Genomic DNA, 21,714 nt, shown 5'->3' on the forward strand with positions numbered 1-21,714 from the left:
GATCGTGGGCACGCCGGGGTGGCAGGATGAGGCGGTTATGAAGATCAACGTTGAACAGGTCACCGACCGGCTTGCCGGGCACGGTGAGGGTCCGGCGTGGGACGCCGCGACCGGCCGCCTGCACTGGGTCGACATGCTGGCCGGCGACATGCTCTCGCTCGATCCCGGCGACGGCGCGGTCACCCGTACCCCCGTCTCGTCGGTGGTCTGCGCGATCCGGCCGCGCCGCGACGGTGGCCTGGTGCTCGCCGTCGAACGCGGTTTCGCGCTGCTCGACGCCGGCGCGGACGTGCCGAAGATCCTGCCCGAGCTGTGGCCGGCCGGTCCGATCCGGATGAACGACGGCGGCTGCGACCCCCAGGGCCGGTTCTACTGCGGCTCGATGGCGACCGACGAGTCGAAGGGCGCCGGCAAGCTCTACCGCCTCGACCCGGACCTGAGCGTGACCGTCGTGCTGGAAGGCGTGACCATCTCCAACGGGCTGGCCTGGTCGCGCGACGGCGGCACCGCCTACTACGTGGACTCGGGCACCCAGCGGATCGACCTGTTCAACGGCGATCTCTCCGACCGGCGCCCGTTCGTGACCGTACCGACCGACGTCGGCACCCCCGACGGGCTATGCCTCGACGCCGAGGGTGGCGTCTGGGTGGCGCTCTGGGACGGCGCCGCCGTCCACCGCTACGGTCCCGACGGCGACCTCGACGCGGTCATCCCGATGCCGGTGGGCCGCCCGACCGCCTGCGCGTTCGGCGGTCCGGACCTGACCGACCTCTACATCACCACCTCGCGCCCGTCGGCCGACGACCCGGCGCCCAGCGGCGCCCTGTTCCGCGCCCGGCCGGGTGTGGCCGGCTTCGCCGGCTACGGGTTCGCCGGATGAGCGCGCACATCGGCGACTTCGGGCGCCCGCACGGGACCGTCCCGCCACGGGCGGCGCTGCACACCGACGCGCCGTCGATCGACCTGTCCGGCGCGTGGCGGTTCCGGCTCTCCCCCACCGCGACCGGTCTCGACGAGTTCTGGGCCGAGGGTTACGACGACTCCGGCTGGGACGCCCTGCCGGTGCCGTCGAGCTGGCCGATGCACGGTTACGGGCAGCCGGCGTACACCAACATCACCTATCCGTTCCCGGTCGACCCGCCGCACGTGCCGACCGAGAACCCGACCGGCGACCACCGGCGCGTCATCGAGGTGCCCGCGGACTGGGCCGGGCAGCGGGTGCTGCTGCGCTTCGAGGGTGTCGACTCGTACGGGCGGGTCTGGGTCAACGGCGCCGAGGTCGGTGCCACCCAGGGCAGCCGGCTGACCCACGAGTTCGACGTGACCGCGCACCTGCGGGCCGGCGAGGCCAACGTGGTCGCGGTGCGGGTGCACCAGTGGTCGGCCGGCAGCTACCTGGAAGACCAGGACATGTGGTGGCTGCCCGGCATCTTCCGCGCCGTCACGCTGGAGGTCCGGCCATCGGGCGGGATCGACGACGTGTTCGTGCACGCCGGGTTCGCGGACGGCCGGGGCACGCTGCGGGTCGACGCGCCCGACGGTGCCCTGCTGTCGGTGCCTTCGCTGGGACTGCGCGATGTCGCCGTCAACACCGACCACGTGCTCGACCGCGTCGAGCCGTGGACACCCGAGACACCCACGTTGTACGAGGCCGCGGTGTCGACGGGCGCCGAGACCGTGTCCCTGCGGATCGGCTTCCGCACGGTCGCGGTGGTCGACGGACTGCTCACCGCGAACGGGCAGCGGATCTTCTTCCGCGGCGTCAACCGGCACGAGTTCCACCCCGACCTCGGGCGGGTCGTGCCGTTGGACGCCGTGCGGGCCGAGCTCGAGCTGATGAAGACGCACCACGTCAACGCGATCCGGACGAGCCACTACCCGCCCGACGCCGCGCTGCTCGACCTCTGCGACGAGCTCGGCTTCTGGGTGGTCGTCGAGAACGACTTCGAGACGCACGGCTTCGAGCAGAACGGGTGGCGGAACAACCCCACCGACGATCCACGGTGGACGGACGCGCTGGTCGACCGGATGCGCCGGACCGTGCAGCGCGACAAGAACCACCCGAGCGTCGTGATGTGGTCGCTGGGCAACGAGGCCGGTGTGGGCCGCAACCTGGCGTCCATGGCCGCCGTGGCGCGCGAGCTCGATCCGGACCGGCCGCTGCACTACGAGGGCGATCGGTCCAACGCGCACACCGACGTGCACAGCCGGATGTACGCGACGCCGGACGAGGTGGCCGAGATCGGCGCCGCGCCCGACGGGCTGCCGTTCGTGCTGTGTGAGTACGCGCACGCGATGGGCAACGGCCCCGGCCTGCTGAGCACCTACCGCGAGCTGTTCGAGCGCTATCCGCGCTGCCAGGGCGGCTTCATCTGGGAGTGGCTCGACCACGGCATCCGGCGCGGCAACCACTTCGCGTACGGCGGCGACTTCGGCGAGCCGGTGCACGACGGCAACTTCGTCATCGACGGCCTGGTCTTCCCGGACCGCACCCCGTCGCCGGGGCTGACCGAGCTCGGCGCCATCTTCGCGCCGGTCCGCCTCGTGCCCGACGGCGACGCGCTGACCGTCCGCAACGGCTACGACCACCGCGACCTGACCGGCGTCACGCTGGACTGGACCGTGGCGGTGGACGGCACGACGGTCGCCGCCGGCTCCCAGGCGGCGCCGGACCTCGCGCCCGGCCAGTCGGCCCCGCTGCCCGCGCTGCACGCCGATGTGCCGGCGGGCCGGGGCGAGGCCTGGCTGACCGTCACCGCCCGACTGGCCGGCGCGACCGTCGGCGCGGGCCAGGTCCGGCTGCGGTCGGCCGCGGACCGGCCACGCCGCTCCGGGCGCAGGCTGGTGGGCGACACACTCGGCCCGGCCGTGTTCCGGGGCGGCGACCTCGTCGCGCTGGGCGGGCTGGCGCTGCGCGGCCCCCGGCTGGACGTCTGGCGGGCACCGATCGACAACGACGTGTTCGGCCCCGACCCGGTCGCCGACCGCTGGCGGAAGGCGGGGCTGCACCGCCTCACCCACCGGGTCGTGGACGCCGCGGACGGCGCCGACGGCTACGTGGTGACCAGCCGGGTCGCGCCGGCCGGCAGCGACCGGGCCCTGCTCGCCACCTACACCTGGACGGCCGACGACGACGCGGTCACGCTGGCGCTGCACGTCGAGCCGACCGGCGACTGGGACGTCCCACTCCCCCGGGCCGGCGTGTCCATGGCGATCCCGGGCCGGCTGGGTGCGGTGGAATGGTTCGGCGGCGGGCCGGGTGAGGCCTATGTGGACTCTTCCGTGGCGGCCTTGGTCGGCCGCTACGAGTCCACGGTGGACGCACTGCAGACGCCTTATGTGCGGCCGCAGGAGAACGGCAACCGGACCAAGGTGCGCCAGGCGTCGTTCACCGACCCGACCGGTGCCGGGCTGGAGCTCATCGGGCATCCGACGTTCGAGCTGACCGCCCGCCGGTGGAGCACCGCCGAGCTGACGTCGGCCCGGCACACCGACGACCTTAGGCCGGGTCGCGACGTGCATCTTCACCTGGATTACGGGCACCACGGGCTGGGCACCGCGGCCTGCGGACCGCCGCCCGCCCCGGAGGCCTGGCTGCACGCCGAGCCGTTCGACCTCGTCGTCACCCTCCGCGCCAGATGATGTTCCGCCGGGCCGCCCCACGGGTGGCCCGGCGGATGCATCATGTGAGCATGGAGGACGACGAGCGCGTGGTGTTCAACGACGAGGAGGCCGCGTTCCTGCGGCACGCCCGGTTCGGCGAGCTGCCGCCCCGGGTGCTTCCGGACGAGCTGGTCGAGCTCCAGGAGACCGAGCCGCGCCCGATCCGGCCCGACGTGCTCCCCGACGAGGACGTCTGGCGCTCTTCCTGACTCACCAGGTCTTGCCGGCCCGCTCCTGGAGCGTCCGGTTGATCCGGTTGAAGAAGTTGGTCAGCGCGATCTCCGTGACGATCGCCGACAGTTGCGCCTCGTCGAAATGGGCGGCCGCCGCCTCCCAGATCGCGTCGGTCACGCCCGGCGAGCCGTCCTGGATCCGGGTCGCGGCCTCGGCCAGCGCGAGCGCCGCCCGCTCCGCCTGGGTGAACAGGGCCGTCTCGCGCCACGCGACCACGTTGTGCAGCCGCTCGTCCGTCTCGCCGTGCCGCTTGGCCGACGCGACTCCGGCGTACACGCAGGGGCTGCAGCCGTTGATCTGACTGGCCCGCAGATGGACCAGCTCGAGCACGAGCGGATCGGCGCCACCGGCCTGGATCCCCTTGATGAGCTGCTGGATCGCGCTCACGACGTCGGGGTTGCTCTGGTTCTTCAGACGTGCTGACATCCTTGCTTGCTCCTTCATCGGTTACCTGTGCGGTTCCGGGAGCGTCATCACCCATGACGGAGCAAGCGCGAGGAAGGTAACACCATGCTGGCCGAGGCCTTCGAAGCCCAACGCGACCGCCTGCGGGCGGTCGCCTATCGCCTGCTCGGCTCGCACGCCGATGCCGAGGACGTGGTCCAGGAAGCCTGGCTGCGGCTCTCCCGCCAGGACCCGGCCGGCATCCACAACCTTTCCGGCTGGCTGACCACGGTCGTCGGCCGGATCAGCCTTGACGTGCTGCGGTCGCGCCGCCCTTCGGCGTCGTACGACGAGCTCGTCGTGACAGTCGACGACGGCTCATCGCCCGCGGACGACGCCGCGCTGGCCGACTCGGTCGGGCTGGCGCTCCTGGTCGTCCTGGAGTCGCTGCGGCCGGACGAACGGCTGGCGTTCGTGCTGCACGACCTGTTCGCGGTGCCGTTCGAGGAGATCGGCCAGATTCTCGGCAGGTCCACCGACGCGACCAAGATGCTCGCCAGCCGCGCCCGCCGGAAGGTGGGCGGGACCTCTCCGCCGGTCTCGGACCTACGCGCGCAGCGCCAGGTGGTCCGGGCCTTCCTGGGCGCGGCGCGCACGGGCGACTTCGCGGCGCTGCTGCGCGTGCTCGACCCGGACGTGCGGCTGACCGCCGACACCGCCGACGGGGCGACCGTGACCATCGGTGCCACCGAGGTCGCGGCCGGGGCACGGTTCGGCGCCCAGGACGGCGCGCGCGGGCGCGGGGTGCTCGTCAACGGCCGACCAGGCTTCCTGGCCTGGCGCGCGGACGGCAGCCCGCTCACGCTCCTCGCGTTCGTCGTGGCCGACGGGAAGATCACCGCCATCACGACGATCAGCAATCCGGCCCGGCTCGCGGCTCTCGACCTGCCGGCTCAGCCGACCTGGAAGTAGTGGCCCTTCTCGAGGTCGTCGAGCAGCCCCGGCTGCATCGGCCGCCAGTCGAGCAGGTCGCGGGTCAGCGCGCTGGACGCCGGGTTGTCCAGCGCGATCACGTGCGCGAGCCAGCCGAAGTGCGCGCCCGGGTCGGTCACTTCGACGACGGGCAGGTCGAGCTGCCGGCCGATCACCTCGGCGACGGCGCGGATCGGCACACCCTCGTCGGCGACGGCGTGCAGAACGGTGCCCGCCGGTGCCTGCTCCAGCGCGAGGCGGAACAGCCGGGCGGCGTCGAGGCGGTGGACGGCGGGCCAGCGGTTGGCACCGTCGCCCAGGTAGCCCGAGAGCCCCGTCGCCCGGGCGATGCCGACGATGCTGGCCATGAAGCCGTTGTCGCCGTCGCCGTGGACGGTCGGGGGTAGGCGCAAGACGGTCGAGCGCACTCCGCGTTCGGCCAGGGAGAGGGTCAGGTCCGCGGTCGCGTGCCGGGCCTGCGGGCCGTCGGTGGGCCTCGGGACCGCGGTCGCGTGTCGGCCCTCGGGGCCACCGGTGGACCTCAGGTCCGCGGTGGCTTGCCGCGCCTCCGCGCCGCCGGCAGACCCCGGGTCCGCAGTGGCTTGCCGCGCCTCCGCGCCGCCGGTGAGCCGGGCCGCCGGCGCGTGGCCGTCGTGCTCGGTCGCTATCCGTCCGGGGGTGAGCCCGGCCAGGCCGGAGGCGATCACCAGCGGCCGGTCGGTGCCCGCGAGCGCCGCGCCGAAGGTATCGACGGCGCGGCGGTCGGCCGCGGCCGCACCCGCGAAATCGCCGGTGAACGCGATGTCGTGCTTGAACGCCAGGTGGATCACGGCGTCGGAGCCGGCCGCCGCGGCGCTGAGCGTGTCCAGGTCGTCCAGGTCGCCGCGGAGCACTTCCGCGCCGGCCGCGGTCAGGGCGGCGGCCGAGGCGTCCGACCGGGCGAGCCCGATGACCCGGTGACCCGCGCCGATGAGCTCGGGGACCACGGCCGAACCGATCCAGCCGGACGCGCCGGTGACGAAAACCCGCATGAGGGGTACCTCCATGTCAGTGACTGACATCAGCCTAGCACTGTGATGTCAGTGGCTGCCATCACTATGATCAGGGCATGGGTCGATGGGAGCCGAACGCGCGGGGGCGGCTGGAAGAGGCGGCGCTCGCGCTCTACGGCGAGCGCGGGTACGAACAGGTCACCGTGGCCGAGATCGCCGCCCGCGCCGGGCTCACCGAGCGCACCTTCTTCCGGCACTACGCCGACAAGCGCGAGGTGCTGTTCGCCGGTTCGGGGCTGCTGCGGGAGATCCTGGTCAAGGGCGTCGCCGAGGCACCGGCCAGTGCGGCACCGATCGATGTCGTCGCCGCGGCGCTGGCCGGCGCCGGCGCGCTGCTGGAGGAGCGTCGCGAGCTGGCCCGCGCTCGGCAGGTCGTCATCGACGCGAACCCGGAGCTCCAGGAGCGCGAGGTGGTCAAGCTGGCGACGCTCGCCACCGAGGTCGCCGGGGCCCTGCGCGACCGCGGGGTCGCGGAGCCGGCCGCGAGCCTGGCCGCGCAGACGGGCATCGCGGTGTTCCGGGTCGCCTTCGAGAGCTGGGTTGGCGACACCGGCCGGCGCGAGCTGCCAGACATCGTCCGGGAGTGCTTCGCCGAGCTCGGCACGCTGATCTAGGGCGTGTCCCGCCGATCAACATGAGCCGAGCCGGCGTCACCGCCAGGCTGCGGCTGGGCCCGTCGTAGGCCGCGTTGATCGGCAGGACACACCCTAGGCCACGCGGTCGAGGAATGTCGTGACGGCGGCCGCGTACCCCTGTGGGTCGACGTTCCAGGATGCGACGTGGCCGCCGTCGCGGGTTGAGACCAGGGTGACCAGGTCCGGGCGGGCCGACGCGTACGCGTGCGCCCGATCGGTGCGGACGAGCTGGTCGGCCTCGTCGACGAAGAGCAGCGCGGGCACGGTCAGCTCGCCCGGGTCCTGGTCGAGGCCGGCCAGCGACAGCCCCCCGCGCCACTCGGTGAACCGCTTCGCCGACCAGGTGATCGGGGCCGGCAGGTGGCGCAGCGCGGCCTGGAAGTCGATCACCGCGTCCCAGGACAACACGGGGCTGTCCAGAACCACGCCGCGGACCAGCGCCGCGTCCGCCACCGGCAGCCGGCTCAGCGCGGTCAACGCGGCGCCGCCACCCATGGACCAGCCGAGCAGGACGATCCCGGTCGCGCCGTTCTCCCGCGCGTAGCGGATCGCCGCGGCCAGGTCACGCCACTCGGTGTCGCCCAGGTGGTAGTAGCCGTCCGGACTGGCCGGCGCGTCCGGGTCGTTGCGGTAGCCGATCACCAGCGTGGTCAGCCCCGCGCCCGCCACGGTCGGCAGCACGCGCAGCGCCTCGTGCCGGCTCGCCCCCCGGCCGTGCATGGCGATCGCCCAGACGCCGGAGCGCTCGGCGCCCGGAGGTGGCACCAGCCACGCCGGCAGGTCGCCCAGCTCACCGAGCACCGGCACGGTCGCGAAGTCCAGTCCGAACGCGGCCTTGGGGTCGGTGCTGAACACGTTGTAGTCGACGTGGGCCGCGAGGCCGGCCCTCAGGTCGCCTAGCTCGCGCTCGGCGACCTGGCGCACCACGGTGTCGCCGTCCACCCGCGCGGACGTCGTGAGCCGGGCCGCGCCCTCGGGCCACATCAGCCCCAGCTCGATCGGCTTCGTGGTGTCCAGGTCGCGGCTGAGCGTGACCTCGTCGCCGTCGACCGCGAGCACCCGTACCGCGAGGTCACGGGTCCGGTCGACACCGAGCAGCTCGCCCGCGAAGTAGTAGCCGGCGCCGGCGGTGCTGAACACCCCGGTCACGGCCGCGGCGACGGCGCCGCCGACCAACCGCCGTCGGGTCACGATCACACCGGCAACATCATCACAAAACCCAAGATCATGAGACCGGAGTGTGACCTAGTCGGCCCGTCGGAGGCTAGTAACGGCGGCGCAGGAACAGGACGACGGCGCCGGACGGCACGACCAGGGCGAGCACGGCCAGGCTCACCAGCGAGACCATCGGCCATTCGGACGGCGGGACGGCTGCCGGGCGGGACCGGCCTTCGGCCGACGGCGCGAAGAACAACACGGTCACGGCGACCACGACGATCGCGATGGGCACGGCGCGGAGCAACCGGCGAAGCAGCAGGGACATGTGAGCCTCCGGTGGGCGTCCGGGGGGACGGGCTCACGCTAACCGGGCGACGCGCCGACCGACGCCGAATTAACAGTCATCTAATCCAGACTTGCAGATGCGTTATTCCATGACGGCTTCATCGCGCGGCCATCCGCCCGTCGCCCGCCCCCGGTAGGTCTGTCTGCGACAAACGCAGTCCCCATCGGAGGGAGCACGCACGTGGCATCGCAGAACTGGAGTCGTCGAGGGCTGTTGGGCGCCGCCGCCGCACTCGGCACGACAGCGGCGTTCGGCGGCGTACCCGCCTTCGCCGGCACACCCGGGCTGGTCCGCCGCGGCCGACCCGTGCTGACCCACGGCGTGCAGACGGGTGACGCGTACGACGGCGCCGCCAGTGTCTGGACCCGGGCGGACCGCGTCGGTCGGATGCTGGTCGAGGTGAGCGACCGTCCCGACCTGCGGCGTGCGCACACCGTGCTCGGCCCCGTGCTCGGTCCGGGCACCGACTTCACCGGCCGGACCCGGCTGCGCGGCCTGCGTGCCGGCACCAGGACGTACTACCGGGTGCGCGTCGTCGGCGAGCGCGGTGCGGAGAGCGAGCCGCTGACCGGCTCCCTGAGCGTGCCCGGCGCCCGCGACGACCTCTCCTTCGTGTGGACCGGCGACATCGCGGGGCAGGGCTGGGGCATCAATTCCGACATCGGCGGCATGCGGATCTTCGAGGCGATGCGGCGCGTACGCCCGGACTTCTACCTGTGCAGCGGCGACACCGTGTACGCCGACGGGCCGCTGACCGAGTCAGTCACCCTGCCCGACGGCCGGGTGTGGCGCAACGTCGTCACCCCCGAGAAGAGCAAGGTGGCCGAGACGCTGGCCGAGTACCGGGGCCAGTTCGCTTACAACCTGCTCGACGCCAACGTGCGCCGGTTCTTCGCCGAGGTGCCGCAGCTCAACCAGTGGGACGACCACGAGGTCACCAACAACTGGTACCCCGGCGAGATCCTCGACGACCCGCGCTACACCGAGAAGCGCGTCGACGTGCTGGCCGCCCGCAGCCGGCAGGCCTTCTACGAGTGGACGCCGATCGCTCCCGGGCCGGTCTACAAGAAGGTGTCGTACGGGCCGCTGCTGGACGTCTTCGTCCTGGACATGCGCACCTACAAGGACGCCAACGACGGCAACGTGTACGCGGACCCGCGCCGCGGCCTGCTCGGCGAGACGCAACGGCGTTGGCTGACCGAGGGTCTGCGCCGCTCGACCGCGACCTGGAAGATCATCGCCAACGACCTGCCGATCGGGCTGGTCGTGCCGGATGGCCCGGCCGCGCAGGAAGGCGTGGCGCAGGGCGACGACGGCGCGCCGCTCGGCCGTGAGCGCGAGTTCGCCGGCATCCTGCGGGACGCGCACCGGCACGGGGTGACCGGCATCGTGTTCGTCACCGCGGACGTGCACTACACGGCGGCGCACCACTACGACCCGGCGCGGGCCGCCATCGGCGACTTCACGCCGTTCTGGGAGTTCGTCTCCGGGCCGGCCAACGCCGGCGCCTTCGGCCCGAACGCTCTGGACGGCACATTCGGGCCGACGGCCGCCTTCGTGCACGCCCCGCCGGTGGCCAACACCTCACCGATGGACGGCTTCCAGCACTTCGGCGAGGTACGGATCGACCGCCGCAGCAAGGACCTCACGGTGAACCTCCGCGACCTCGACGGCGCGGTGCTCTGGACGAAAACCCTGCGGGCCTAAAACTCTTCCCAGGTACGCGGGTCCTGCTTGACGGGCTTGCCGACGTCGATGGCCGTCATGGCCGCGACGTCGGCGGGCTCGAGCGCGAAGCCGAAGATGTCGGCGTTGAGCCGCTGCCGGTCCGGGTTCGTCGACGCGGGCACGCTGGTGATGTCGCGGTCGACCAGCCAGCGGAGCACCACCTGGGCCGGCGCGATGGCGAGCCGTTCGGCGATGCCGGTGACGGTGGGGTGTTCCAGGATGCCGCTGTTGCGCTCCAGCGGGCTCCACGCCTGCACCACCGTGCCGTGGCGGGCCACCCCGTTGACGACGTCGACCTGGGCATGGGTCGGCGAGACCTGGAGCTGGTCGACTGCGGGGACCACGCCGGTCTCGGCGACCACGGCGGTGATGTGCTCGTCGAGGAAGTTGGACACGCCGACCGAGCGGATCAGGCCCTCCTGCTGGAGCGCCACCATCTCGACGTACGACTCGACGTAGCGGCCGACCTTCGGCAGCGGCCAGTGGATCAGGTAGAGGTCGACGTAGTCGAGGCCGAGGCGCTCCAGCGACGCGGAGAAGCCCTCCCGGACGTACGGCTTGCCCTGGTGGCGGCCGGCCAGCTTGCTCGTGACGAAGAACTCCTCGCGCGGCAGCCCGCTCTCCCGGATGGCGGTGCCGACCGCGTCCTCGTTGCCGTAGTTATAGGCGGTGTCGATCAGCCGGTAGCCGGACTCGATGGCGGCCAGGATCGCGTCGACCGCCGCGCGGCCCTTCGCGGGGTAGGTGCCGAGCCCGAGCCAGGGCATTTCGCGGCCGTCGGGCAGGGTGCGGGTCGGAATGGAGATCGGTGCCATGATCCCAGCCTAGATCGGCTGATCAGGCTGTCCTCCGCCAGCGTCCGGGTGCCGCACCGAACTGCCGCTTGAACGCCGCCGCGAAGGCGAACTCGGAACCGTAGCCGACCGTGGCCGCGATCTCTGCGAGCGGGGCGTCGCCGTCGCGGAGCAGCCCGGCGGCGAGCGTCATCCGCCAGCAGGTGAGGTAGCGCAATGGCGGCTGGCCGACCAGCCGGGCGAACCGGGCGGCGAACGGGGCGCGGGACAGCCCGGCCTCGGCGGCCAGACCCGCGACCGTCCACTGTGTCTGCGGGCTGCGGTGGACCGCCTGGATCGCGGTAGCCACCACGGGGTCGCTCAATGCGGCCGACCAGCCGCGCGCCGGGGTGTCCGCGACCGCGGTGTCGAGGCAAGCGCGCAGGATCAACAGCAGCAGCGTGTCGAGCAGCGCCGGCACGATCGCGTCGGTGCCCAGCCTCGGCCGGTCCAGCTCGGCGGCCAGCAGGTCGACGCAGGCACGCAACTCCGAGCGCTCGCCCGGCAGGTGCACGACTTCGGGCAGGTCGTGCAGGAGCGGATGGGTCCGGGCCGGGTCGAGCTCGTACGCGCCGCAGAGCGTGACCACCGCGGGCTCGGCCACGTCGACGACGGACCGGGCGGGGTACGGGCCGAGGGCATCACAGGCCGGCCCGAGCGGCCGGCTGTCCGGGTGGTCGGCGAGCACGTGGCCGCGTCCGTGCGGCCGGAACAGCACGTCGCCCTCGGCCAGCGGCACCGGCGGGCCGGCGGGCGGCACCAGCCAGCACGATCCGCGCAGGATCACCTGGAACCCGGCGGCGCCCGGCACCGGCGCGAACTCCTGCGCCCACGGCGCGGCGAACGCCACCCGGGCGGACCGCGGCCGGCCGGTGCGCAGGATGGCGACCACGTCGCTGAGCACGTCCACCCGGCGAGCCTAGAGCGAGACGATCACGTATGAAACAGGGACGGCGACCCATGGATCGTCCTCGCCGGCCCGCTTACGGTTCGTCGCATGAGAGCGATGCGCATCCACGGGTACGGCGGACCGGACGTGATCGTGGCCGACGAGGTGCCACGTCCGGTGCCGGGCGACGGCGAGCTGCTGGTGCGGGTCGCGGCGACGGCGTTCAACCCGTCGGAGGTCGGGCTGCGGCGCGGGCTGTTGCGGGAGGTGCTGCCGATCGGGTTCCCGTACACGCTGGGTTGGGACGTGTCCGGCACCGTGGTCTCGGCGGGTGCCGGTTTCGCGGCCGGTAACCCGGTCGTGGGCAGGCTCGATGCTGGCGGCGCGGCGGCGGACTACGTGGTGGCGCCGGCCGGCGCATTGGTGGGGTTGCCGCCAGGCGTGCCGGTGGCGGCCGCGGCGGCCCTGCCCGTCGCCGGTCTCACCGCGATGCAGGCCGTAGCCGACCTGCGGGCCGGTCAGCGGGTGCTGGTCAACGGGGCGGGCGGCGCGGTCGGCTGGTTCGCGGTGCAGCTCGCCAAGCGGGCCGGCGCGCACGTCGTGGCCACGGCCAGCGCGCGAACCGCCGCCACGGTCGCCCGCTCCGGGGCCGACGAGATCATCGATCACACGACGACCCCGCTGGACGGCGTCGGGGCGGACGTGTTGCTGCACCTGGCGCCGGCGGCGGCACCCGTTGGCGCGGTCCGGCCGGGCGGGGCGATCGTTTCCGCCACCGGCCCGGTCGTGGCGCCGCCGTCGGTGCGCTCGACCCACTTCGTCGTGGCCGCGGACCCGCGGCGGCTGGCCGAGCTGGTCGCCCTCGTCGCGGCCGGCGAGCTGCGGATCGAGATCGCGGCGACCCGGCCCCTGACCGACCTCCCGGCGGTGCACCAGGATGCCGAGGGCGACCGCCTACGCGGCAAGGTGTTGTTGGTGCCGGCCTGATCAGCGGGCGATGCGGTCCAGCCACTCGCCGAGCAGCACCTGCTCGGCCGCGCTGAACCGGTCGGCGACACCGGGCAGGGCGGCCTTGAGGGCCAGGGCGCGCGCCTGCGCACCCTCCGGCGCCGGGCCGGTCAGCACGGTGGCCAGCACGGCGTCGCGCAGGTCGGCGGAGAGGCCGGCGTGCGTGTCGAGGGTGCCGTCGCCCTGCGCGGCGATCAGCGCGAGGGCGGCGCCGACGCTGGCGGCGTACACCATGGGCGCGGCCGACTCCACCGGAACCCGCAGCCGGCCCGCGGCGGCGACCCGGTGCAGGATGCCGCTGAGCAGCTCGTGTCCCTTGCCGCTGACCGCCGAGGGCTGGCCGGGGCGCGGGTCGCCGTTGATCAGCTTGTAGAGCGCCGGGTTGTCGAGCGCGAACTGGACGTGCAGGTTCCAGCCGGCGATCAGGTCCTCGACCGCGTCGGCGCGGTGCTCCTCCGCCTGCTTGAGGGTCAGGTAGCGGGTCCACGCCTCGTACGCGACCGCGTCGAGGAGCCCGGCCATGTCGCCGAACTGGCGGTAGATCGTCTGCGCCTGCACGCCGGCCGCCGCGCTGACCGCTCTGGTCGAGACGGCCTCGCGACCGCCGCTGGACAGCAGCGCCTCCGTCGCGTCGAGAATCCGTTGCCGCGGTGTTGTCATCACCACATGTTAGCACCGATCACGTTTCAGCGTGATCGATGCTAACGTCTCGGCCATGACGACAATCGGCACCCGCAAGCTCAGCACGACCGGACCGGTCGTGGGCGCCCTCGGCCTCGGCGCCATGGGCATGTCTGACATGTACGGCCCGGCGGACGAGGACGAGAGCATCGCCACCGTGCACGCCGCCCTCGACGCCGGCATGAACCTGATCGACACCGCCGACTTCTACGGCTCCGGCCACAACGAGCTGCTGGTCTCCCGCGCCCTGCGCGGCCGGCGCCGCGAGGACGTCGTGATCAGCGTGAAGTTCGGCAGCCGCAAGAACCCGGACGGCACCTTCCAACCGGTCCCCTACGACGTCTCGGCCTCGGCGGTACGCGACCGGCTCGCCCAGTCGCTGCGCCGGCTGGACACCGACTACATCGACATCTACCGGCCGTCGCGGCTCAACCCGGCCATCCCGGTCGAGGAGACCGTCGGTGCGCTGAAGGACATGCAGGAGGCCGGCTACATCCGCCACATCGGACTGTCCGAGGTGGGCGCGGAGAACATCCGCCGGGCGGCCGCGGTCGCCACGATCAGCGACGTGCAGATCGAGTACTCCCTGCTCTCGCGCGGCCCGGAGGAGGCCATCCTGCCCACGCTGCGCGAGCTGGGCATCGGACTGACCGCGTACGGGGTGCTCTCCCGCGGGCTGCTCAGCGGCCACTGGACGCTCAACCGCGAGGTCGCCACCCGCGACTTCCGCGCGGCGCTGCCCCGCTTCAACGGCGAGAACCTGGCCGCCAACCTGCGGCTGGTCGAGGAGCTCGGCCGGATCGCCACGGAGCTCGGCGCGACCACGAGCCAGGTCGCCATCGCCTGGGTCGCGGCCCAGGGCACGGACATCGTGCCACTGGTCGGCGCCCGCCGCCGGGACCGCCTCGAGGAGTCGCTGGGCGCGGCCGAGCTGACCCTCTCCCCCGAGGTCCTGGCCCGAATCGAGGCCGCCATCCCCGCCGGAGCCGCCGCCGGCGGCCGCTACATGGACCAGCAACTGCACCTCTTGGACAGCGAGCGCTAGCCTTCTCAGGTGCCTAAGATCGCAACCGCCGACCGGGTCGGACGTGCTGAACTGATCGAGTTCGTCCGCACCCGGCACCGGCTCACCCTGGTCACCATCCGCCGCGACGGCCGCCCGCAGCTCTCCCCGGTCTCCGGTGGCGTCGACGAGGCGGGCCGGATCGTGATCTCCACCTATCCGGACCGCGCGAAGGCGGTCAACCTGCGCCGCAACCCGGCTGCCAGCGTGCTCGTGCACTCCGACGACTGGAACGACCCGTACGTCCAGGTCGACGGCACCGCCGAGGTCCTCGACATGCCGTCGACGGACACCGAGGACGCGCTGGTCGAGTACTTCCGCTGCATCTCCGGCGAACACCCGGACTGGGCCGAGTACCGCGAGGCGATGCGCCGCCAGGGCAAGTCCCTGATCCGCATCACCATCGACTCCTGGGGCCCGATCGCGACGGGCGGCTTCCCACCGGACCGCGCGCCGGCCTAGACCAGAAGGCGGAGAAGAGCCTCGGTCGCGTCTGTCAGCGGGTCGCCTTCCGTGCCCGGCCGGCGGACCAGGCCGAGCTCGACGTCGGGCAGGTCCGGCAGGCTCGACACCTCCGTGCCCGGATCAGCGACGGCCGGCAGCACGGCGGCGAAGCCGATCCCGGCCCGGACCGCGGCGAGCACACCGGCGAGGCTGGTGCTCTCGAAGGCGATCCGCCAGCCGCGGCCGGCGGCTTCCAGGGTGTCGAGCAGCGGTGCCCGCCACCGGCACGGCTGCGAGAACAGCACCAACGGCAACGGGTCCGCGCTCCGGTCGGCGCCAGGACCGCCGACCCAGGTCAGCGGCAGCCGGACCGTCCACCGTGGCGGGTCGGGGAAGTAGGACGGGTCCACAGCGCCAGGTGCAGGCGCCCCGCGCTGAACGCCTCGCGCATCGCCGGGCCGGCGGCCGTGAAGACCTCCAGCGTTGCGGCCGGATGCAGCCGGGCGAAGTCGGCCAGCGCCTGCGACAACGGCGCCCCGGCCGGGTCCTCGATCATACCCACTCCACAGTGACCGGTCAGGTCCTGCCGTGGCGCCCGCAGCGCCTGCGCCGATAGGGCCAGGATCCGCTCGGCGTACGGCAGCAGCGTCTCGCGCCCGGTCGCTACAACGGCGTCCTCGACCAGGGGTGGCCCGCGTTCCTGGGCGGTGCCGACGTCGCCGGCCTCCTTCCGGCGCTGTCGTTGTCGCCGGACGACCTCGACCCGGCGCTGGCGCCGGAGGTCGTGTCGACGGGGTTGCGCTACCTGGTGCTACCCGTCCGAGGCGATGCGCTGGCCCGCGTCCGGATCACGGCCGACCTCACCGCGCCGCTGGCCGCCCTGGGTGCCGAGTTCGCCTATCTGCTCGACGCCGCGGGCCTGGAGGGGCGGCACTGGAACAACGACGGGGTCGTCGAGGACGTGGCCACCGGGAGCGGGGGCGGGTGCGCCGCCGCCTATCTCCGGAGACACGACCGCATCCCCGACGGCGTGCCGACCGTGCTGCGGCAGGGCCGGTTCGCCGGCCGTCCGAGCGAGATGACCGTGACCGCACACGGCCGACCCGACGACATCCGCTCGGTCGAGGTCGGTGGCGACGTCGTCCTGCTCGCCGAGGGACGGCTGCGGGAGCTTCCCCGATGACCGGCGTACGCGGCGCCTACCTCGACGCCGCACGAGTCGCGTCCACCCTCCTGGCCGTGCCGGCCGTCGCCGCCGGCTGGGAGCGGCCGAGCGCGCTGGAGCGCTACGCGGTCAGCGGGCTGGCCGGGCACCTCGGTGGCCAGATCTTCTTCGCCGAACGGGCGTTGGCCGGGCCGGAGCCCGGCACCGCGCCCCTCACGATCCTCGACTACTACGCGCGCGTGGCGTGGATGAGCGCGGGCCACGACGGCCCGGAGCACCTGCGCATCCGGCGCGGCAGCGAGCAGGCGGCCGAGGCCGGACCCGCCGACCTGGCCCTGCGTGCCGCGGCCGCCGTCGACCGCCTGCCCGACCTCTTCGCCGCGACGCCCGCTTCCCGGCTGGTCCGGCTGCCGACCTGGCAATGGACGCTGACCTTCGACGACTTCCTGCGCAGCCGGCTGGTGGAGCTGGCCGTCCACATCGACGACCTGGCCGTGAGCGTGGATCTACCGACCCCGCCGCTGCCGCCGCAGGTCACCGAACCGGTGCTCGACCTGCTCACACGGCTGGCCGTCCGCAAGCACGGCCCGGTCGCGCTGCTGCGGGCGCTGAGCCGCGCGGAACGCGCGCCGGGAACCGTTGCCGCGCTCTGACCGCGCTGCTGCGGGCGTTGAGCCGCGCGGAACGCGCGCCGGAAACCGTCACCGCGCTCTGACCGCGCTGCTCGGCCGAGGGCCAGGCGGCTTCCGCGTGCGGTCCGCCGTCGGCTGGGCATGGCGGCCCCGCAGGACGGACCCTAGGGCGTCGGGATCGAGCGGGGCAGGCCGAAGCGGGGCAGGACGCCGTTCTCGAAGCGGGTCAGTGCGCTGATCCGGTCGCCGGCCAGAGTCAGCACGTAAAGGCCGACGCCGTGGCTGAGGCCGTCGGTGCCGCGGAGATACGCGCCGAAGGCCGGCTGGCCGTTCGCCCGCGTCGGGACCAGGTCGAAGCGGCGGCCCGCGCCGAAGATGGCGGCGCTGAAACGGGCGACCGCGTCACGCCCCACGTACTCGAACGGGATCGGCGGCATCGACATGAACACGTCGTCGGTGAGCAGGGCCACCAGGGCGGCGACGTCGGCCGACTGCCAGGCGGCGACGAAGCGGGCCACCACCGCGTCCTCGACCGGCGGCTCCGCGGGCGCGGGCGCCGGCATGGCGGCCCGGGCCCGCTTCAACGCGCTCTTGACCGACTCGACGCTGGCGTCCAGCATCTCCGCCACCTCGGCGGCGTGGAAGCCGAGGACGTCACGCAGGATGAGCACCGCGACCTGCCGCGGCGGCAGCGTCTGCAGTGCCGTGACGAAGGGCAGCGAGACCGACTCCGTCCGCTCGAAGCTGGCCTCCGGGAGCATGGTGTCCGGGAACGGCTCCAGCCAGACGACCTCGCCGAGGCGGGTGGGCTCGGGCGGCTCGACCTGCGGCACGTCCCACGCCTTGGCCGGGCGCCGGGCGGCCGACCGGCGGGCGTTCAGGCAGCGGTTGGTGGCGATCTTGTAGAGCCAGGTGCGCGGCGCGGCGCGGCCCTCGTACCCGGAGAGGCCCTGCCACGCGGCCAGCAGCGTGTCCTGGAGGACGTCCTCGGCGTCCTGAATCGAACCCAGCATCCGGTAGCAGTGCACCAGCAACTCCCGGCGGTACGGCTCCGTCAGCTCACGGAACGCCGCACCGTCGCCGGCTCGGGCCCGCGCCAGCACCTCGGTTGTCATGTCTCCACCCTTTCGCGCTTCTCCCTGTAAGGACACCGGCCTTGGGCAGAAGGGGGCGCCCCCTTCGAAGGGCAGGGGGTGTCTGTACCGGCATGGGAAAGATCATTGTTAGTGAGAACGTGACCCTCGACGGCGTCGGACAGGATCCGACCGGCGAGGAGGGCTTCGACCGCGGCGGTTGGTTCACCCGGATCTCGGACGCCGACCGCGCCGCGTGGGCCGAGGTCGAGCAGGCGGAGGCGATGGCCGCCGCGGCCTTGTTGCTGGGCCGGCACAGCCACGACTGGTTCGCGACCCGCTGGGCGGACCGCACCGGCGCGTGGGCGGACCGGCTCAACGCCCTGCCCAAGTACGTCGTGTCCACGACCCTGGACGAGCCACGATGGGCCAACTCGACAGCCCTGCCACCGACCGAGGTCGCGAAGCTCAAGGACACGATGGACGGAGACATCGTCGTGTACGCCAGCCGCCAACTGGTGCACACCCTGTTCGAACAGGACCTCGTCGACGAGGTGCGGCTGATGGTGTTCCCGTTCGTCCTCGGCGCCGGCGACCGGGTCTTCGGCGAAGCGGCCGGCTCCATGCGACTGGTGGAGGCCCGCCGGATCGGCGCCGACCTCACCTTCCTGACCTACCGAACTGTCCGTTTCTAGGATGCCGCGACCTTCCACGGTCACTACCGTGTCGCATCGACGTCCGTGGAAGGGGAGCCGAGATGTTCAACCGGCGCTGGGCGGCGGCGTTCGTCGACAACCATCTGGTCATCGAGCGCCGCCGCCTCCTGCCCTGGTCGAAGCCGGAAGTCAGGCGGATTCCGCTGGCCGCCGTCCGCGACGTCCGGTCCCTGTCCGCGACCGACTGGCAGCGCCGCCGCGCGCGGGTCACGGTCCAAGAGCAGAACTTCCTCGTCGGGTACGACGTGCGGTTCGCCGCCGTGCCGCCGCCGGTGGACACCGCACCACCGCGGCCACCCGCACCACCGGTCGCGGCACCGCCGCCCCGCAACGCCCGCGTCACCAGCCGTCCCGTGCGCGCCGGCGACGGCCGCCGGCCGGTCTGGCTGTGGCCCGAGAACGGGCGGGTCCACGCCTCGCTCTCGCCCGTCAGCGGGACGACGTCGCGCAACCTGACTCCCGCCGGGCTCGCGCGTCTGCTGCTCGCCGAGCCGGCCCGGTCGATGCCCGCGATCCGTGCCGTGACCGGCATCGACGACGACGCGCGGGCACTGGCGTGCATGCGGACCTGGGAGGAGCCCCCGGTACGAATCGTCACACCGGTCGACCTCAGCGCCGCGGACGCCGCCGGCCGCAACCTGGAGGCCCTGCAGCGGCCGGCGGGCATGGACCCGGACGGCAACGTACGCACGGTCTCCGGTGGCCTGCCCGGTCTGGGCAAGCGACACGGCTGAGGTCGTCAGGTGACCGTGACGACGACCTTGCCGAGTGCGCGGCCTTCACCGAGATGGCTCAGGGCCGCAGGCACCTCGTCGAGCGGGTAGCGCCGGTCGATGTGGGTGACGACGGTGCCGGCCAGACACAGTGCCGCCATCTCCAGCAGGTCGCGGGTGCTGTTCCGGACGACCAGCAGCCGTTGCCGGCCGACTAGCGGACCCGCGAGGAGGACCTGGAAGAGCGTGCCGACCGCGCCGCCGACCCAGAGGTAGCGGCCACCCGGTGCCAGGGCGCGGCGATGCGCCAGCACCGAGTGGTGGCCGGCCAGATCGAGCACCAGGTCGTAGCGGGACCCGTCCCGCGTGAAGTCGGTCTTCGTGTAGTCGAGAACATGGTCGGCGCCGACCGTGCGCATGAAGTCGAGCTTCGCGGCGTTGTCGACCGCGGTCACCTCGGCGCCGTCGAGTTTGGCCAGTTGGATCGCGTAGGCGCCCGTCCCGCCGCCGGCCCCGTTGACCAACACCCGCTGGCCGGGCCGCACGTGGCCCTTGGTCCGGATGCCCTGCCACGCGATCACCCCGGACTGGGGCAGGGCGGACGCCTCGTCGAACGACAACCCGGGCGGCTTGAGCGCGAGCACCCGCTCGCGCGCGATGGCGTACTCCGCGAAGCCGCCCTTGCGTTCGAGGTTGTCTCCGAAGACCTCGTCGCCGACCTGGAACCGGGTGACCGCCGGCCCGACCGCCTCGACCCGGCCGGCGATGTCAGAGCCCAGCGTCGGGACCCGCGGCCGGCGCAGGCCGCCGATCCGGGAGTAGAGCGGGCGGCCGACCAGCGTCTCCCAGTCGGAGGCGTTCACGGACACCGCCCGCACCGCCACGAGCACCTCGTCGGCCCGGGGCACCGGCCGGTCGACCTCCGCGAGGCGCAACACCGAAGGAGGGCCGTACGTGCTGTACGTCACCGCTTTCATGGGACGCAGTATGCCGCTCAGCGCGGTGCGGCGAGGACCTCACGGAGCACGTCTTCGAGCGTCACACCGGCCAGCTCACGCCTCAGGTTCTCCTCGATGCCGTCGTAGATCCCGCGCAGTGCCGGCTGGATGCCGTAGCCGATCACGCAGCCCTGGTCCGGGGTGGAGCGGTGCAGCGCGAACAACGGCCCGGGTTCGACCGCGTCGTGGACGTCGAGCAGGGTGATCGACTCCAGGTCGCGTGCCAGCGCCCAGCCCGCGCCCGCACCGCGCCGCGACTCCACCAGCCCGGCCCGGCGCAGCTCGCCGAGCAACCGCCTGATCACGACGGGGTTGGTGTTGGCACTGGTGGCGATCTGCTCGGACGTGGCGACCGCGTGGCCCTGGCGCTGGTAGAGACCGATCCAAGCCACGGCGTGCGCGGCGATGGTCAGCCTGCTGTTGGCGCTCACGAGAATCCCCCTTGCTGTAACCACCCATGTTACGACCAACACAGTCGTAACAACAAAGGTGGCGACTGCCGTCGTAACGGTTAGTGTTACGACCGACAGCGACGACGACCGATCAGGCGAGGTAGAAGACATGCAGAAGCCGCTCACGGGCAAGGTGGCCCTGGTCACCGGTGGTTCCCGGGGACTCGGAGCCGCGACCGTCCGGCTGCTCGCCGCACAGGGCGCCGACGTCGCCTTCACCTACATCAGCTCGGCGAAGCGGGCGCAGGAGGTGGTCGACGAGGTGACCGGCACGGGTGCGAAGGCCCTCGCCTTCCAGTCCGACCAGGCGGACACCGGCGGGGCCGTGGCGCTCATCGAGCAGGTGGTCGCGCAGTTCGGCGGGCTGGACATCCTGGTCAACAACGCGGCGATCTCGCCGGAGCAGGGCCGCACGGTCGACGACCCGGACGCCGACCACGCCGCGCTGGACCGGATGCACGCCACCAACTACCTCGGAGTGATCGCCATCATCCGGGCCGCGTCGCGGGTGCTGCGCGACAACGGTCGCATCATCACCATCAGCTCCGGGCTGGGCAGCCGGGTGGGCGTGCCCGGACTGGCCGACTACTCGGCCACCAAGTCGGGGATCGAGCGGTACACCATGGGCGTCGCGCGCGACCTCGGGCGGCGGGGCATCACCGCCAACGTCGTGGAGGCCGGGCTGATGGAGAGCGGGATGGAGCCACCGGACGCCGAGACCCTCCAGGCCATCGTCAGCGCCCTGTCCATCCAGCGGATGGGCCACCCCGATGAGATCGCCAGTGCGATCGCCTTCCTGGCGAGCCCGGCCGCGTCTTACGTCACAGGTGCCGTGTTGGACGCGCACGGCGGCTACAACGCCTAGTTCACTACAG

The 21,714-nt window shown here is 72.8% G+C and carries 26 protein-coding genes; 14 read left to right on the top strand and 12 right to left on the bottom strand.

Going from position 1 to position 21,714, the window contains the following annotated elements; translation table 11 throughout:
- Positions 1-37: 37 nt before the first annotated feature.
- The 3 genes from BLV39_RS28310 to BLV39_RS28320 are packed head-to-tail and all read left to right on the top strand — an operon-like array spanning position 38 to position 3,872.
- The gene (locus BLV39_RS28310) at positions 38-880 is read left to right on the top strand and encodes an SMP-30/gluconolactonase/LRE family protein (protein ID WP_090799449.1); all 843 of its coding nucleotides are present in this window, start codon (positions 38-40) and stop codon (positions 878-880) included.
- The gene (locus tag BLV39_RS28315; RefSeq protein ID WP_090799452.1) at positions 877-3,642 is read left to right on the top strand and encodes a glycoside hydrolase family 2 TIM barrel-domain containing protein; all 2,766 of its coding nucleotides are present in this window, start codon (positions 877-879) and stop codon (positions 3,640-3,642) included. The genes BLV39_RS28310 and BLV39_RS28315 overlap by 4 nt, the downstream gene beginning before the upstream one ends.
- A 50-nt stretch (positions 3,643-3,692) precedes the next feature.
- Entirely contained in the window at positions 3,693-3,872 is a 180-nt protein-coding gene (locus tag BLV39_RS28320; protein ID WP_090800742.1) for a hypothetical protein, read from the top strand.
- 1 nt (position 3,873) lies between these two features.
- Here the strand turns inward: BLV39_RS28320 and BLV39_RS28325 are convergent, their stop codons facing one another.
- The gene (locus BLV39_RS28325; protein ID WP_090799455.1) at positions 3,874-4,323 is read right to left on the bottom strand and encodes a carboxymuconolactone decarboxylase family protein; all 450 of its coding nucleotides are present in this window, start codon (positions 4,321-4,323) and stop codon (positions 3,874-3,876) included.
- Between the two features lie 84 nt (positions 4,324-4,407).
- Here BLV39_RS28325 and BLV39_RS28330 point away from each other — a divergent pair, with 84 nt between their 5' ends.
- Positions 4,408-5,253: a sigma-70 family RNA polymerase sigma factor gene (locus BLV39_RS28330; RefSeq protein WP_090799458.1), complete on the top strand. Its 846-nt coding sequence runs from the start codon at positions 4,408-4,410 to the stop codon at positions 5,251-5,253.
- Here the strand turns inward: BLV39_RS28330 and BLV39_RS28335 are convergent.
- Complete coding sequence (locus tag BLV39_RS28335) at positions 5,235-6,284, bottom strand: SDR family oxidoreductase (protein ID WP_090800744.1); 1,050 nt, start codon at positions 6,282-6,284, stop codon at positions 5,235-5,237. The genes BLV39_RS28330 and BLV39_RS28335 overlap by 19 nt on opposite strands.
- A 77-nt stretch (positions 6,285-6,361) precedes the next feature.
- On the opposite strand from BLV39_RS28335, the gene BLV39_RS28340 reads away from it, so the two are divergent.
- Positions 6,362-6,919: a TetR/AcrR family transcriptional regulator gene (locus BLV39_RS28340; RefSeq protein ID WP_090799461.1), complete on the top strand. Its 558-nt coding sequence runs from the start codon at positions 6,362-6,364 to the stop codon at positions 6,917-6,919.
- 93 nt (positions 6,920-7,012) lie between these two features.
- Here the strand turns inward: BLV39_RS28340 and BLV39_RS43170 are convergent, their stop codons facing one another.
- Together BLV39_RS43170 and BLV39_RS28350 are read right to left on the bottom strand one after the other, a co-directional pair.
- Positions 7,013-8,131 carry an alpha/beta hydrolase gene (locus tag BLV39_RS43170; protein ID WP_176985116.1) on the bottom strand — a complete coding sequence of 373 codons (1,119 nt, stop codon included), beginning with the start codon at positions 8,129-8,131 and terminating at the stop codon, positions 7,013-7,015.
- A gap of 73 nt (positions 8,132-8,204) precedes the next feature.
- Complete coding sequence (locus BLV39_RS28350) at positions 8,205-8,423, bottom strand: hypothetical protein (protein WP_090799470.1); 219 nt, start codon at positions 8,421-8,423, stop codon at positions 8,205-8,207.
- 201 nt (positions 8,424-8,624) lie between these two features.
- On the opposite strand from BLV39_RS28350, the gene BLV39_RS28355 reads away from it, so the two are divergent.
- A complete protein-coding gene (locus tag BLV39_RS28355; protein WP_090799473.1) occupies positions 8,625-10,151 on the top strand; it encodes an alkaline phosphatase D family protein in 1,527 nt (508 codons plus the stop codon).
- On the opposite strand, the gene BLV39_RS28360 is transcribed toward BLV39_RS28355, so the two are convergent.
- Entirely contained in the window at positions 10,148-10,987 is an 840-nt protein-coding gene (locus tag BLV39_RS28360) for an aldo/keto reductase (RefSeq protein ID WP_090799476.1), read from the bottom strand. The two genes, BLV39_RS28355 and BLV39_RS28360, sit on opposite strands and share 4 nt — an antisense overlap.
- A gap of 22 nt (positions 10,988-11,009) precedes the next feature.
- A complete protein-coding gene (locus BLV39_RS28365; protein ID WP_090799478.1) occupies positions 11,010-11,915 on the bottom strand; it encodes an AraC family transcriptional regulator in 906 nt (301 codons plus the stop codon).
- An 87-nt stretch (positions 11,916-12,002) separates the two neighbouring features.
- Between BLV39_RS28365 and BLV39_RS28370 the strand changes: the two genes are divergently transcribed.
- A complete protein-coding gene (locus tag BLV39_RS28370) occupies positions 12,003-12,881 on the top strand; it encodes an NADP-dependent oxidoreductase (protein WP_090799480.1) in 879 nt (292 codons plus the stop codon).
- Here the strand turns inward: BLV39_RS28370 and BLV39_RS28375 are convergent, their stop codons facing one another.
- Complete coding sequence (locus BLV39_RS28375; protein WP_090800747.1) at positions 12,882-13,562, bottom strand: TetR/AcrR family transcriptional regulator; 681 nt, start codon at positions 13,560-13,562, stop codon at positions 12,882-12,884.
- 55 nt (positions 13,563-13,617) lie between these two features.
- On the opposite strand from BLV39_RS28375, the gene BLV39_RS28380 reads away from it, so the two are divergent.
- On the top strand, positions 13,618-14,628 hold the full coding sequence (locus BLV39_RS28380) for an aldo/keto reductase (RefSeq protein ID WP_090799483.1): 1,011 nt from the start codon (positions 13,618-13,620) through the stop codon (positions 14,626-14,628).
- Between the two features lie 9 nt (positions 14,629-14,637).
- The gene (locus BLV39_RS28385; RefSeq protein ID WP_090799486.1) at positions 14,638-15,108 is read left to right on the top strand and encodes a PPOX class F420-dependent oxidoreductase; all 471 of its coding nucleotides are present in this window, start codon (positions 14,638-14,640) and stop codon (positions 15,106-15,108) included.
- Here BLV39_RS28385 and BLV39_RS43715 read toward each other — a convergent pair.
- Together BLV39_RS43715 and BLV39_RS44845 are read right to left on the bottom strand one after the other, a co-directional pair.
- Positions 15,105-15,500, bottom strand: a complete 396-nt coding sequence (locus BLV39_RS43715; protein WP_204082589.1) for a LysR substrate-binding domain-containing protein — start codon at positions 15,498-15,500, stop codon at positions 15,105-15,107. The two genes, BLV39_RS28385 and BLV39_RS43715, sit on opposite strands and share 4 nt — an antisense overlap.
- Positions 15,446-15,646, bottom strand: a complete 201-nt coding sequence (locus BLV39_RS44845) for a type 2 periplasmic-binding domain-containing protein (RefSeq protein ID WP_204082588.1) — start codon at positions 15,644-15,646, stop codon at positions 15,446-15,448. Before BLV39_RS44845 ends, BLV39_RS43715 begins: the two co-directional genes overlap by 55 nt.
- 186 nt (positions 15,647-15,832) lie before the next feature.
- On the opposite strand from BLV39_RS44845, the gene BLV39_RS28395 reads away from it, so the two are divergent.
- A complete protein-coding gene (locus BLV39_RS28395; RefSeq protein WP_204082587.1) occupies positions 15,833-16,273 on the top strand; it encodes a PhzF family phenazine biosynthesis protein in 441 nt (146 codons plus the stop codon).
- Entirely contained in the window at positions 16,270-16,908 is a 639-nt protein-coding gene (locus BLV39_RS28400) for a maleylpyruvate isomerase N-terminal domain-containing protein (protein WP_090799491.1), read from the top strand. Before BLV39_RS28395 ends, BLV39_RS28400 begins: the two co-directional genes overlap by 4 nt.
- Positions 16,909-17,051: 143 nt before the next feature.
- Here BLV39_RS28400 and BLV39_RS28405 read toward each other — a convergent pair whose 3' ends face one another.
- Positions 17,052-18,002, bottom strand: a complete 951-nt coding sequence (locus BLV39_RS28405) for an RNA polymerase subunit sigma-70 (RefSeq protein WP_090799494.1) — start codon at positions 18,000-18,002, stop codon at positions 17,052-17,054.
- 92 nt (positions 18,003-18,094) lie between these two features.
- Here BLV39_RS28405 and BLV39_RS28410 point away from each other — a divergent pair, with 92 nt between their 5' ends.
- Both BLV39_RS28410 and BLV39_RS44370 read left to right on the top strand, forming a co-directional pair.
- A complete protein-coding gene (locus BLV39_RS28410; protein ID WP_090799497.1) occupies positions 18,095-18,655 on the top strand; it encodes a dihydrofolate reductase family protein in 561 nt (186 codons plus the stop codon).
- A 62-nt stretch (positions 18,656-18,717) separates the two neighbouring features.
- Positions 18,718-19,410 carry a hypothetical protein gene (locus BLV39_RS44370; protein WP_239083428.1) on the top strand — a complete coding sequence of 231 codons (693 nt, stop codon included), beginning with the start codon at positions 18,718-18,720 and terminating at the stop codon, positions 19,408-19,410.
- A 5-nt stretch (positions 19,411-19,415) separates the two neighbouring features.
- Here the strand turns inward: BLV39_RS44370 and BLV39_RS28420 are convergent, their stop codons facing one another.
- Positions 19,416-20,366 (bottom strand): NAD(P)-dependent alcohol dehydrogenase, encoded by a 951-nt coding sequence (locus BLV39_RS28420; protein WP_090799499.1) that lies wholly within the window; start codon positions 20,364-20,366, stop codon positions 19,416-19,418.
- Between the two features lie 17 nt (positions 20,367-20,383).
- Positions 20,384-20,818: an Rrf2 family transcriptional regulator gene (locus BLV39_RS28425; RefSeq protein WP_090799502.1), complete on the bottom strand. Its 435-nt coding sequence runs from the start codon at positions 20,816-20,818 to the stop codon at positions 20,384-20,386.
- Between the two features lie 130 nt (positions 20,819-20,948).
- On the opposite strand from BLV39_RS28425, the gene BLV39_RS28430 reads away from it, so the two are divergent.
- Positions 20,949-21,704, top strand: a complete 756-nt coding sequence (locus BLV39_RS28430; protein WP_090799504.1) for an SDR family NAD(P)-dependent oxidoreductase — start codon at positions 20,949-20,951, stop codon at positions 21,702-21,704.
- The last annotated feature ends 10 nt before the right edge of the window (positions 21,705-21,714 follow it).

It is taken from the genome of Asanoa ishikariensis (assembly GCF_900107455.1).
In the GTDB taxonomy this organism is placed as follows: Bacteria; Actinomycetota; Actinomycetes; order Mycobacteriales; family Micromonosporaceae; genus Asanoa; species Asanoa ishikariensis.

Bases quoted from the DNA above. Each gene is read 5' to 3' on its own strand.
- BLV39_RS28310 (WP_090799449.1), top strand. From the start codon at position 38: ATGAAGATCAACGTTGAACAGGTCACCGACCGGCTTGCCGGGCACGGT.
- BLV39_RS28315 (WP_090799452.1), top strand. From the start codon at position 877: ATGAGCGCGCACATCGGCGACTTCGGGCGCCCGCACGGGACCGTCCCG.
- BLV39_RS28320 (WP_090800742.1), top strand. From the start codon at position 3,693: ATGGAGGACGACGAGCGCGTGGTGTTCAACGACGAGGAGGCCGCGTTC.
- BLV39_RS28325 (WP_090799455.1), bottom strand. From the start codon at position 4,323: ATGTCAGCACGTCTGAAGAACCAGAGCAACCCCGACGTCGTGAGCGCG.
- BLV39_RS28330 (WP_090799458.1), top strand. From the start codon at position 4,408: ATGCTGGCCGAGGCCTTCGAAGCCCAACGCGACCGCCTGCGGGCGGTC.
- BLV39_RS28335 (WP_090800744.1), bottom strand. From the start codon at position 6,284: ATGCGGGTTTTCGTCACCGGCGCGTCCGGCTGGATCGGTTCGGCCGTG.
- BLV39_RS28340 (WP_090799461.1), top strand. From the start codon at position 6,362: ATGGGTCGATGGGAGCCGAACGCGCGGGGGCGGCTGGAAGAGGCGGCG.
- BLV39_RS28350 (WP_090799470.1), bottom strand. From the start codon at position 8,423: ATGTCCCTGCTGCTTCGCCGGTTGCTCCGCGCCGTGCCCATCGCGATC.
- BLV39_RS28360 (WP_090799476.1), bottom strand. From the start codon at position 10,987: ATGGCACCGATCTCCATTCCGACCCGCACCCTGCCCGACGGCCGCGAA.
- BLV39_RS28370 (WP_090799480.1), top strand. From the start codon at position 12,003: ATGAGAGCGATGCGCATCCACGGGTACGGCGGACCGGACGTGATCGTG.
- BLV39_RS28375 (WP_090800747.1), bottom strand. From the start codon at position 13,562: ATGACAACACCGCGGCAACGGATTCTCGACGCGACGGAGGCGCTGCTG.
- BLV39_RS28380 (WP_090799483.1), top strand. From the start codon at position 13,618: ATGACGACAATCGGCACCCGCAAGCTCAGCACGACCGGACCGGTCGTG.
- BLV39_RS44845 (WP_204082588.1), bottom strand. From the start codon at position 15,646: ATGATCGAGGACCCGGCCGGGGCGCCGTTGTCGCAGGCGCTGGCCGAC.
- BLV39_RS28400 (WP_090799491.1), top strand. From the start codon at position 16,270: ATGACCGGCGTACGCGGCGCCTACCTCGACGCCGCACGAGTCGCGTCC.
- BLV39_RS28405 (WP_090799494.1), bottom strand. From the start codon at position 18,002: ATGACAACCGAGGTGCTGGCGCGGGCCCGAGCCGGCGACGGTGCGGCG.
- BLV39_RS28410 (WP_090799497.1), top strand. From the start codon at position 18,095: ATGGGAAAGATCATTGTTAGTGAGAACGTGACCCTCGACGGCGTCGGA.
- BLV39_RS44370 (WP_239083428.1), top strand. From the start codon at position 18,718: ATGTTCAACCGGCGCTGGGCGGCGGCGTTCGTCGACAACCATCTGGTC.
- BLV39_RS28420 (WP_090799499.1), bottom strand. From the start codon at position 20,366: ATGAAAGCGGTGACGTACAGCACGTACGGCCCTCCTTCGGTGTTGCGC.
- BLV39_RS28430 (WP_090799504.1), top strand. From the start codon at position 20,949: ATGCAGAAGCCGCTCACGGGCAAGGTGGCCCTGGTCACCGGTGGTTCC.